Genomic DNA, 10,192 nt, shown 5'->3' with positions numbered 1-10,192 from the left:
CAGGACAGGTGACGCCCGCGAGCGCAACCGTCCCCGCCGACCCCCGCCCCGGTTCCGGCCGGGTAGCCGGCCTCAGCCGAGCGGGTCGGTGATCGTCGACTCAGCCAGGTGCGACAGCCCCTCACGCACGTGGCGGGCCCACAGCGAGCCGATGCCGTCCACCGATTCCAGGTCGTTGGCGCTGGCGGCCAGCAGGCCCTGCAGCGTCCCGAACTTGCGGACCAACAGGTCGGCGTGGGCGAACTGCAGCCGCGGAATCCCGGCCATCGCGCGGTAGCCGCGCGGGCTCAGCGCCGAATCCTGCGCCTCCGCGGTCGTCGGGTATCCGAACACCTTCGCCAGCGACGTGAAATCGAGCAGTTCGGTGTCCGACAGGGCGTCCAGCTCGTCGAGGGTGGCGGTCAGCTGCGCCTCGGACAGCGGCTCGGCGCTGGCGTGGTAGTCGCGCACGATCAATTCCCGGGCGACGTCGTTGCCGCCCAGCAGCTCCTCGAGCTGCAGCCGCAGCTGGCGCCCGTCGGTGCCGAGCTCGACGCAGTCGTTGTCGATCACCAGCCCGATGCGCCGCACCAGCTCCAGGCGCTGCACCACCGTCATCACGTCGCGCAACGTCACGAAGTCCTCGATCTCGGCCCGCGACAGCTGGCGGCTGACCTCGTCGAGCCGGGTCTTGTACCGCTCCAGGGTCGCGATGGCCTGGTTGGCGCGCGACAGAATGGTCGCCGAGTCGGCCACCACGTGGCGTTCCCCGGCGACGTAGACCGTCACGATGTTCATCGAGTGACTCACCGAGATCACCGGGTAGCCGGTCTGGACCGCCGCCCGCTCGGCGGAGCGGTGGCGCGTTCCCGATTCGTCGGTCGGTATCGAGGGGTCGGGCACCAGTTGCACGTTCGCTCGCACGATGCGGCTGCCGTCGGTGGACAGGATCACGGCGCCGTCCATCTTCGCCAGCTCGCGCAGCCGGGTGGGCGCGTAGCGGACGTCGAGGGCAAAGCCGCCGTCGCAGATGGCCTCGACGTTCTCGTCGTTGCCCAGCACGATCAACGCGCCGGTGCGGCCGCGCAGGATGCGTTCCAGGCCGTCGCGCAGCCCGGTGCCCGGCGCCAGGCGAGCAACGGTCTCACGCAGTGTTGGACGGGTCACAGCGAGTCATTGTGCGGCCCCACGGCGTTATGCGTCCAGCCAACGGGCCGCTCGGCGATCGCTCTCATGTGTTGCAGGGCAGCGACGATGGTCGGCGCCCGCAGCGCCCGCATCCCCGCCGGCACTATCTCCCGCCGCGGGTCGTCGCCGTCGGGGATGAGCGCGATGCTGAACCCCTGGCGTGCGGCTTCGGCCAGCCGCCGCTCCATCCCGGTGACCCGGCGCAGGTCGCCCGCGAGCCCCACCTCGCCGACCATCACCGCCGTGGCGGGCAGCGGCACGCCCGCGTACGCCGAGGCCAGCGAGATCGCCACGGCCAGATCCGAGGACGGGTCGGTCAGCCGCATGCCGCCCACCGTCGACAGGTAGATGTCGTTGACGGCGATGTTGAACCGGGCGTGCTTCTCCAGCACGGCGGTGATCATCGCGGCGCGGGAGTGGTCGATGCCGCTGACGGCGCGGCGGGGCGAGCCGCCCGAGGGCACAGCCAGCAACGCCTGCACCTCGCCGATCAGCGGCCGCTTTCCGTCCAGGGCCACCGTGATCGCGGTGCCCGGCACCGGCGCCGGCCGCTGATCCAAAAAGAGGCTCGACGGATCGTTGACGTCCTCAATCCCGTTGTCGTGCAACATGAAACAGCCGACCTCGTCGGCCGCGCCGAACCGGTTCTTGATGCCGCGGATCATCCGCAGGGTGCCGTTGCGGTCGCCCTCGAAGTGCAGCACCACGTCGACGAGGTGCTCCAGGGAACGCGGCCCCGCGATCGCCCCGTCCTTGGTGACGTGCCCGACCAGGATGAGGGCGACGCCGCTGGCCTTGGCCGCCGCGGTCAGCGCCGCGGTCACCGCGCGCACCTGGGTGACGCCGCCGGCGACGCCGTCGGCCTCGGTGGTCGACATCGTCTGCACCGAGTCCACGATGACCAGCGCGGGGCGCACCGTCGCGACGTGCTCGAGCACCGTGTGCACGTCGGACTCGGCCGCCAGGTACACCTCGTCCCCGGCGCAACCGGTCCGGTCGGCCCGCAGGCGGATCTGGCCGGCCGACTCCTCGCCGGAGATGTACAGCACTCGCCGACCCGACTGCGCCCAGCGGTGCGCGACCTTGAGCAGCAGCGTCGACTTGCCCACGCCCGGATCCCCGGCCAGCAGGGTCACCGATCCGGGCACCACGCCGCCGCCGAGCACCCGGTCGAGCTCGCCGATGCCCGTCGCGCGGTGCCGGCTGGCGTCGGGCGCGACCGAGCTGATCGGCACGGCTCGAGACGCCGAAGCCGCAGGACGACGGCCGCGGCCGCCTACCGCGGCGAGCGCCGGCACCTCGTCGACGGTGCCCCAGGTGCCGCATTCCATGCAGCGGCCCACCCACTTGGCCGTGAGGTGCTGGCACTCCGAGCAGCGGTATTGCGAGCGCGCGTTTGCCACGTCATGACCGTATCGGGGCGGTGTGACAATCCCGGCTGTGACAGGCCGGGCGGCGCGTGTGAAGTGTGGGCTTTTGGTGTGAGCTGAGGGCGGCGAATGTGCATGCAGGGCGCCCGCTTTACACACTGAAAGCCGGCGCCTTCGGGTGTGAAGTGTGGGCGGCGGGTGTGAAGTGTGGGCGGCGAGTGTGAAGTGTGGGCTTTTGGTGTGAGCTGAGGGCGGCGAATGTGCATGCAGGGCGCCCACTTTACACACTGAAAGCCGGCGGCGGCGCGTGTGAAGTGTGGGCGGCGGGTGTTCGCGGTTTAGGCCGGTTGGGGCCCCAATCCGGCGGAAATCGGGACCTGCACGGTGGCCTGCCCGGCCTTCTGGAAGTTGAAGGTGAAGTTGTAGTTCAGGCCGTTCGAGATGGGCTCGGTCAGGTTGACCGTGGCTTTGACGGTGTTGTTGTTGCCCAGCGGGCCCGGCGCCACGTTCGGGCCGTCGGGCGTGCCGATGAACAGCATGCCGGCGGCGGGCAGCTTGGCGTCGCCACTGAGCGTCACCGTTCCGATGTCACTGGTGATGCCCACCAGCCGGTCCTCGACGTCCGGCGATTGGTTGACGGCCACGGCCACCAGATCCACGTTCCGGCCCGGCTGCAGGAAGTCGCCCGTCTGGACGGCCTGCATGCGGATGTCGCGCAATGCCACGTTGTGGATCGTGACGCGGTTGCCGTTGACGGCGGGTTCCTGGTTGGCCGTTTGCGAGACCTGACCGGCGCCGCAACCGCTGAGCAACGCGGCGACCAGGGCGACCAGACCGACGACGGCGAAGCGGTTCACTGCATGCCTCCTGGTTCGAATGTGCAACTATGCACAGTAGTAGGAAGGTCCTCGGGGCGGTAGCGCAGGGCACCGGACCGGCGCGGCAGGGTACCCGTCGGGTGCCTGCAGGGGTCCAATAAGGGCGTTGGTAATGTGTCCCCTTGCACGTCTTGGTCCGCCTGTCAACCCCTAATCTGCGCGCGTTGTGCCCCTGACCTGCACCGTTGTTCCGCACGGCTTGGGCCCACGTGTTAGGATGAAGTAACGAAAGGGGCTCTAATCAGATGATCTTCAAGGTCGGCGACACCGTTGTCTATCCACATCACGGTGCTGCGTTAGTCGAGGCGATCGAAACCCGGACCATCAAAGGGGAGCAAAAAGAGTATCTCGTCTTGAAAGTTGCGCAGGGGGACCTGACCGTTCGAGTGCCCGCCGAAAACGCCGAATACGTCGGCGTCCGTGACGTTGTCGGCCAGGAAGGCCTGGACAAGGTGTTCCAGGTGCTGCGCGCCCCGCACACCGAAGAGCCGACCAACTGGTCCCGCCGCTACAAGGCCAACCTCGAAAAGCTGGCCTCCGGCGACGTCAACAAGGTGGCCGAGGTGGTGCGCGACCTGTGGCGCCGCGACCAGGAACGCGGCCTGTCCGCGGGCGAGAAGCGCATGCTGGCCAAGGCCCGCCAGATCCTGGTCGGTGAGCTGGCGCTGGCCGAGAGCACTGACGACGCCAAGGCGGAGACCATCCTCGACGAGGTCCTGGCCGCCGCTTCTTGAAAGCCCTGACCCTGCTGTGGTCGGGGGACCCTCTGGCTCGGTAGCGGCGGTGGTTCCTGCCGCGGGCTCGGGGGAGCGGCTGGCCGCCGGAATCCCGAAGGCGTTCTGTGAGCTCGGCGGACGCACCCTGCTGGCATGGGCCGTAGCCGGGCTGCTCGAGTCGGGCGTCATCGACCACGTCGTGGCGGCGGTCCCCGCCGACCGCATCGACGAGGCCAAGCGGGTTCTCGGCGGGCGCGCCACCGTCGTCGCGGGCGGGGCCGACCGAACCGCATCGGTGAGCCTTGCCCTCGCGGCGCTGCCCGGTCAACCCGCCTACGTGCTGGTCCACGACGCCGCCCGGGCGCTGACGCCGCCGGGGTTGATCGTGCGCGTGGTCGACGCGTTGCGGGCCGGTCACGCCGCCGTGGTGCCCGCGCTGCCGCTGTCTGACACGATCAAGGCCGTGGATGCCAACGGCGTGGTGCTGGGTACGCCGGAGCGGGCCGGGCTGCGGGCGGTGCAGACCCCGCAGGGCTTCGCCACCGAGGTGCTGTTGCGGGCGTATCGGCGGGAAGGTTCGGCCGGCGTCACCGACGACGCCTCGCTCGTCGAACACCTCGGGGGCCAGGTCCAGGTCGTCGACGGCGACCCGCTGGCGTTCAAGATCACCACCCCGCTGGACCTGCGGCTCGCCGAAGCGATCGTGCGCCGGTGAGCGGGCTTCCGCGCGTCGGCCTGGGCACCGACGTGCACCCCATCCAACCCGGGCGGCCCTGCTGGCTGGTGGGCCTGCTGTTCGACGGCGCCGACGGCTGCGCCGGCCACTCCGACGGCGACGTGGGGGCCCACGCCCTGTGCGACGCGCTGTTGTCGGCCGCCGGGCTGGGCGACATCGGCGGCGTGTTCGGGGTCGACGACCCGCGGTGGCAGGGCGTCAGCGGCGCCGACATGCTGCGCCACGTCCTCGAGCTGCTCGGTCGGCACAGCTACCGGGTCGGCAACGCCGCCGTGCAGGTGATCGGCAACCGGCCGAAAGTGGGGCCGCGACGCGCCGAGGCGCAGCAGGTGCTGTCCGCGCTGCTGGGGGCGCCGGTGTCGGTGTCGGCGACCACCACCGACGGCCTGGGCCTGACCGGCCGCGGCGAGGGCCTGGCCGCCATCGCGACGGCGCTGGTGGTCCCGGTCGGATAACCCGCTCGCGGTCGCGGGTCACCGCAATTGGGCAGGTAAGCTGGCACGTCGTGACCGATCGCGCCCGCCTGCGGCTACACGACACGGCAGCCGGTGCCGTGCGTGATTTCGTTCCACTGCGCGAGGGACACGTCTCCATCTACCTCTGCGGGGCCACGGTTCAGGGTCAGCCGCACATCGGGCACGTCCGCAGCGGGGTGGCGTTCGACATCCTGCGCCGTTGGCTGATCGCGCGCGGCTACGACGTCGCGTTCATCCGCAACGTCACCGACATCGACGACAAGATCCTCAACAAGGCCGCCGCCGCGGGGCGGCCGTGGTGGGAGTGGGCCGCCACCTACGAGCGCGCCTTTTCGGCGGCCTACGACGCGCTGGACGTGCTGCCGCCGTCGGCCGAGCCGCGCGCCACCGGGCACATCACCCAGATGGTCGAGCTGATGGAGCGCCTGATCGACACCGGCCACGCGTACGCGGCGGGCGGCGACGTGTACTTCGACGTGCTGAGCTACCCCGAGTACGGCCAGCTGTCCGGCCACAAGATCGACGACGTCCACCAGGGCGAGGGCGTGGCCACCTGCAAGCGCGACCAGCGCGACTTCACGCTGTGGAAGGCCGAAAAGCCCGGCGAGCCGTCGTGGCCCACGCCCTGGGGGCGCGGACGCCCCGGCTGGCACCTGGAATGCTCGGCGATGGCCCGCACCTACCTCGGGCCGGAATTCGACATCCATTGCGGCGGAATGGATTTGGTGTTCCCGCACCACGAAAACGAGATCGCGCAGAGCCGAGCCGCCGGCGACGGCTTCGCCCGCTACTGGCTGCACAACGGCTGGGTGACCCTGGGCGGGGAGAAGATGAGCAAGTCGCTGGGCAACGTGCTTTCCATCCCGGCGATGCTGCAGCGGGTGCGGCCGGCCGAGCTGCGCTACTACCTGGGCAGCGCGCACTACCGCTCGATGCTGGAATTCTCCGAAACCGCGCTGCAGGACGCGGTCAAAGCCTATGTCGGCGTTGAGGATTTCCTGCACCGGGTCCGCAGCCGCGTCGGTGCCGTCCAGCCCGGCGAGTGGACCCAGAAGTTCGCCGAGGCCCTAGACGACGACCTCGCCGTCCCGATCGCGCTCGCCGAGGTGCACCACGCCCGCGCCGAGGGCAACCGGGCGCTCGACGCCGGTGACCACGAAGGCGCGCTGCAGCACGCCGGCGCGATCCGCGCGATGATGGGGATCCTGGGCTGCGACCCGCTCGACGAGCGCTGGGAATCCCGCGACGAGACGTCGGCGGCCTTGGCCGCCCTCGACGTGCTGGTGCAAGCCGAGCTGGAGAACCGGGAAAAGGCGCGCCAGCAACGCAATTGGGCGCTCGCCGACGAGATCCGGGACCGGCTGAAGAACGCCGGCATCGAGGTCACCGACACCGCCGACGGGCCGCAGTGGACGTTGGGCGGTGACGGCAAGTAGATGGCCGGTAACTCGCGGCGCCGCGGGGCGGTACGAAAATCCGGCACCAAGAAAGGCGCGGTCGTCGGCTCGGGCGGCCAGCGCCGCCGCGGCCTGGAGGGTCGCGGCCCCACCCCGCCCGCGCACCTGCGGCCCCACCATCCCGCCGCCAAGCGGGCCCAAGCCCCGTCGCGGCGGCCCGCCAAGCGCACCGACGAGCCCGAAACGGTGCTCGGCCGCAATCCCGTGCTGGAGTGCCTGCGCGCCGGCGTCCCGGCGACCGCGCTCTACGTCGCGCTGGGCACCGAGGCCGACGAGCGGCTCACCGAATCCGTGGCCCGCGCGGCCGATTCGGGCATCGCCATCCTCGAGGTGCCGCGCACCGACCTGGACCGGATGACGGCCAACCACCTGCACCAGGGCATCGCGCTGCAGGTGCCGCCCTACAACTACGCCCACCCCGACGACCTGTTGGCGGCGGCCCAGGAAACACCGCCGGCGTTGCTGGTCGCGCTGGACAACATCTCCGATCCGCGCAACCTCGGCGCCGTCGTGCGGTCGGTCGCCGCCTTCGGCGGTCACGGCGTGCTGATCCCGCAGCGCCGCTCGGCCTCGGTGACGGCGGTGGCGTGGCGCACCAGCGCCGGCGCGGCCGCCCGCGTCCCGGTGGCGCGCGCCACCAATCTCACGCGGGCGCTGCGGGGTTGGGCCGACGGCGGGCTTCGGGTCATCGGGCTGGACGCCCGGGGCGACACCACCCTCGACGAGCTGGACGGAACCGACCCGCTGGTGGTGGTCGTCGGCTCGGAAGGCAAGGGGTTGTCGCGGCTGGTGCGGCAGACCTGCGACCAGGTGGTGTCGATCCCGATGGCCGGTGACACCGAATCGCTGAACGCGTCGGTGGCCGCCGGGGTGGTGCTCGCCGAAATCGCCCGGCAGCGCAGGCGTTAGATGATCGCCCGCGTCGCGGCCGCCCTGGTTGCGCTGGCGGTGTTGCTCGCGCCGCCGGCTGCCGCGCAACCGTCGGGGTTCGACCTGCAGGCCCATCGCGGCGGGCGCGGCGAGACGACCGAGGAATCGCTGCGGGCGTTCGCCAAGTCCCTCGAACTCGGCGTCAGCACACTCGAACTCGACATCGGCATCACCAAGGACGCCCAGCCGCTGGTGTGGCACGACCCCACGATCGGTGCCGACAAGTGCGCCGACACCGCGCCGGCCTTCCCCGGCGACCCGGCGTACCCCTACGTCGGGAAGCTGGTGCACGAGCTCACCCTGGCGCAGATCCAGACGCTGGACTGCGGCCGCCGGCTCGCTGAGTTTCCGGACGCGGAGCCGGTGCGGCACAACAGGATTGCCGTCCTGCCGCAGGTATTTGCCCTCGCGGACTCCTATCGCGCCGACGTGCGCTACAACATCGAAACCAAGGTGGAGGCCGACCACCCGGGCGCGTCGGCGGAGCCGGCGGAATTCGTCGACGTGATCCTGGCCGCGGTCAGGGCGGCCGGCAAGGTCGATCGCGTGGAGATCCAGAGCTTCGACTGGCGAACCCTGCCGATGGTGCACCGGGCCGAGCCGTCGATTCCGTTGGTGGCGCTGTACAACGAGGAGACCTGGGCGCCGGGCTCGCCGTGGCTAAACGGCGTGGACGCCGCCGTGGTCGGCGACCCGATGATCGGGGCGCTGACGGTGGGCGCCGCCGTCGTCTCACCGCGATACCAGTTGGTCACCGGTAAACCGTACGTCGAACATGCGCACTCGTTGGGCCTCAAGGTGATTCCGTGGACCGTCGACGATGCCGACGCGATGCGCCAGCAGATCGGTTACGGCGTCGACGGCCTCATCACCGACTTCCCGGCATTGGCGAGGCACGTGCTGGCCGGGCTCGGCATGCCGCTGCCGCCGGCCTATCGGCGGGCCTAGCTCGGCAGGCTTTCGGCCAAAACGCCGGACGCCGTGTCGCGCTCCCCGATTCCCGACTGGCGTCGGCGGCGGTTGGCGCGGACGACTCGCCACACCATCTCCGGGCGCAGCAGCCGGGTCGCGGGATCGAGCAGCGAAATCACCCTGGTGAACTGGTCGACGACCGCCGTGTCGGATTCGACGGCGGTCAGGACACGCTCCATGTAGACGTTGAGCGCACGCGCCAACAGGGGTGGGGCGCCATCGATTTCGGGCAGGCAGAGGTCGGGCAGGGCCGACAATTGCCAGGCCTGGCGGATCGGTGCCGCCGCGGCGCGGAAGAACCGCCGCGCCAAACCGCCGGTGCCGCGGCCCAAGCAATCGCGCAGCGCCGACGCCTCCAGCGCGGCCACCGTCATGCCCTGCCCGTAGAGCGGGTTGAAGCTGCACACCGCGTCGCCGGTGACCAGCAGGCCCTCCGGGAAACGCCGGGCCTTGTCGTAGCGCCGCCAGCGGCTGCACGGCATCTTGTGCCGCACCGGGTCGCCGACGGGCTCGCCGCCCCGCACCGCGGCAAGCAGTTCGGCGGGTGCGCAGTCCCGCACGAATTCGCACATGGCGCCCAGGTCGGCGGCCGGTTCGTGACCCGCCACGCCGATCACCGTGAACAGCCACGTGTCGTTCTCGCAGTGCAGCAGGCCCGCCCCTCGGGGCCTGCCCGGCACGATCCCGACCAGGAACGCGTCTTCGTGGGGGGGATCGGTCGTCACGCGCAGCCGCTGGCTCATGTACGTCAAATGCACCGCGACCCGATCTTCGCGCGGCCGGTCGAAGCCGGCGTCTGCCAACCACGTCGGGGTGTGCGCGCCGCGCCCCGTGGCGTCCACCACCAGGTCCGCCTTGAGCGTGCTGCCTTCGCCGCTGTGGCGGTCGACGACCCGCGCGCCTGTCACGCGGCGGCGGTCGGGCGCCCAGGTCAGCGACGCGACGGAGTGCTCGTCGAGCAGCGTGACGTTGGGGATGCCGCGCACCCGCCGGCGCACGTGGCCCTCCAGGAAGGGCCGGGTCGCGCAGTAGGCGGTGAACGAGGGGGCGCGGCCGCTGCGCGCCATCAGGTGCCCGCCCAGGCTGTAGTGCAGCCGCGACAGGTCCTGGCCGTCGAAGTACTGCGCGCCGTCGCGCACCAGCTCGTCGAGGACGCCGGGGAACAGCTCCTCGATCGTCTGGGCGCCGCGGGCCAACAGGGCGTGTAGGTGCCGGCCCTGCGGCACGCCCCGGCGACCGGCCGTGGTGTCCGGCAGCGGGTCGCGCTCCACCACCGTCACCGTGTCGAAGAAGTCGGCGAGCGTTCGCGCGGCCAGCAGGCCTGCCATGCTCGCGCCCAACACCACCGCCTGGCCGCCGATCGGCGCCCTGTCGTTGCCCATGTCCCACCGCCCTTACCCAGCCGTTAGCTGACGATGGTCATGCTCACGTCGAGCCGTGGGCGCCGATAGCGTAGTGGGCTACGCGATTAACGCCGAAGACTTCCCCAA

Annotated in this window: 10 protein-coding genes; 6 read left to right on the top strand and 4 right to left on the bottom strand. The window is 71.0% G+C overall.

The window, feature by feature from the left end; translation table 11 throughout:
* Nucleotides 1-72: 72 nt before the first annotated feature.
* From disA to AWC19_RS09220, 3 genes are all read right to left on the bottom strand, one after another.
* Nucleotides 73-1,146, bottom strand: a complete 1,074-nt coding sequence (gene disA, locus AWC19_RS09230) for a DNA integrity scanning diadenylate cyclase DisA (RefSeq protein ID WP_085077755.1) — start codon at nt 1,144-1,146, stop codon at nt 73-75.
* Nucleotides 1,143-2,570 (bottom strand): DNA repair protein RadA, encoded by a 1,428-nt coding sequence (gene radA, locus AWC19_RS09225; RefSeq protein ID WP_085077754.1) that lies wholly within the window; start codon nt 2,568-2,570, stop codon nt 1,143-1,145. The genes disA and radA overlap by 4 nt, the downstream gene beginning before the upstream one ends.
* Before the next feature lie 305 nt (nt 2,571-2,875).
* The gene (locus AWC19_RS09220) at nt 2,876-3,394 is read right to left on the bottom strand and encodes a copper chaperone PCu(A)C domain-containing protein (RefSeq protein WP_085077753.1); all 519 of its coding nucleotides are present in this window, start codon (nt 3,392-3,394) and stop codon (nt 2,876-2,878) included.
* A gap of 266 nt (nt 3,395-3,660) precedes the next feature.
* Here AWC19_RS09220 and carD point away from each other — a divergent pair, with 266 nt between their 5' ends.
* From carD to AWC19_RS09190, 6 genes are read left to right on the top strand one after another with little or no spacing between them, the layout of a single operon-like run.
* A complete protein-coding gene (carD, locus tag AWC19_RS09215) occupies nt 3,661-4,149 on the top strand; it encodes an RNA polymerase-binding transcription factor CarD (RefSeq protein ID WP_003419482.1) in 489 nt (162 codons plus the stop codon).
* A 16-nt stretch (nt 4,150-4,165) separates the two neighbouring features.
* On the top strand, nt 4,166-4,846 hold the full coding sequence (gene ispD, locus AWC19_RS09210) for a 2-C-methyl-D-erythritol 4-phosphate cytidylyltransferase (protein ID WP_085077752.1): 681 nt from the start codon (nt 4,166-4,168) through the stop codon (nt 4,844-4,846).
* Nucleotides 4,843-5,322: a 2-C-methyl-D-erythritol 2,4-cyclodiphosphate synthase gene (ispF, locus tag AWC19_RS09205; RefSeq protein ID WP_085077751.1), complete on the top strand. Its 480-nt coding sequence runs from the start codon at nt 4,843-4,845 to the stop codon at nt 5,320-5,322. Before ispD ends, ispF begins: the two co-directional genes overlap by 4 nt.
* 50 nt (nt 5,323-5,372) lie before the next feature.
* Entirely contained in the window at nt 5,373-6,779 is a 1,407-nt protein-coding gene (gene cysS / locus AWC19_RS09200; RefSeq protein ID WP_085077750.1) for a cysteine--tRNA ligase, read from the top strand.
* Nucleotides 6,780-7,709, top strand: a complete 930-nt coding sequence (gene rlmB, locus AWC19_RS09195; protein ID WP_085077749.1) for a 23S rRNA (guanosine(2251)-2'-O)-methyltransferase RlmB — start codon at nt 6,780-6,782, stop codon at nt 7,707-7,709.
* Nucleotides 7,710-8,678, top strand: coding sequence for a glycerophosphodiester phosphodiesterase (locus AWC19_RS09190; RefSeq protein ID WP_085077748.1), 969 nt, complete (start codon nt 7,710-7,712; stop codon nt 8,676-8,678). It abuts the gene before it with no gap.
* Here AWC19_RS09190 and AWC19_RS09185 read toward each other — a convergent pair.
* A complete protein-coding gene (locus AWC19_RS09185; protein ID WP_142281083.1) occupies nt 8,675-10,084 on the bottom strand; it encodes an FAD-dependent oxidoreductase in 1,410 nt (469 codons plus the stop codon). The two genes, AWC19_RS09190 and AWC19_RS09185, sit on opposite strands and share 4 nt — an antisense overlap.
* Between the last annotated feature and the right edge of the window lie 108 nt (nt 10,085-10,192).

It is taken from the genome of Mycobacterium palustre (genome assembly GCF_002101785.1).
Taxonomy (GTDB): domain Bacteria; phylum Actinomycetota; class Actinomycetes; order Mycobacteriales; family Mycobacteriaceae; genus Mycobacterium; species Mycobacterium palustre.
The sequence above is the reverse complement of the archived record's forward strand: the minus strand, read 5'-3'. Positions and strand labels throughout refer to the sequence as shown.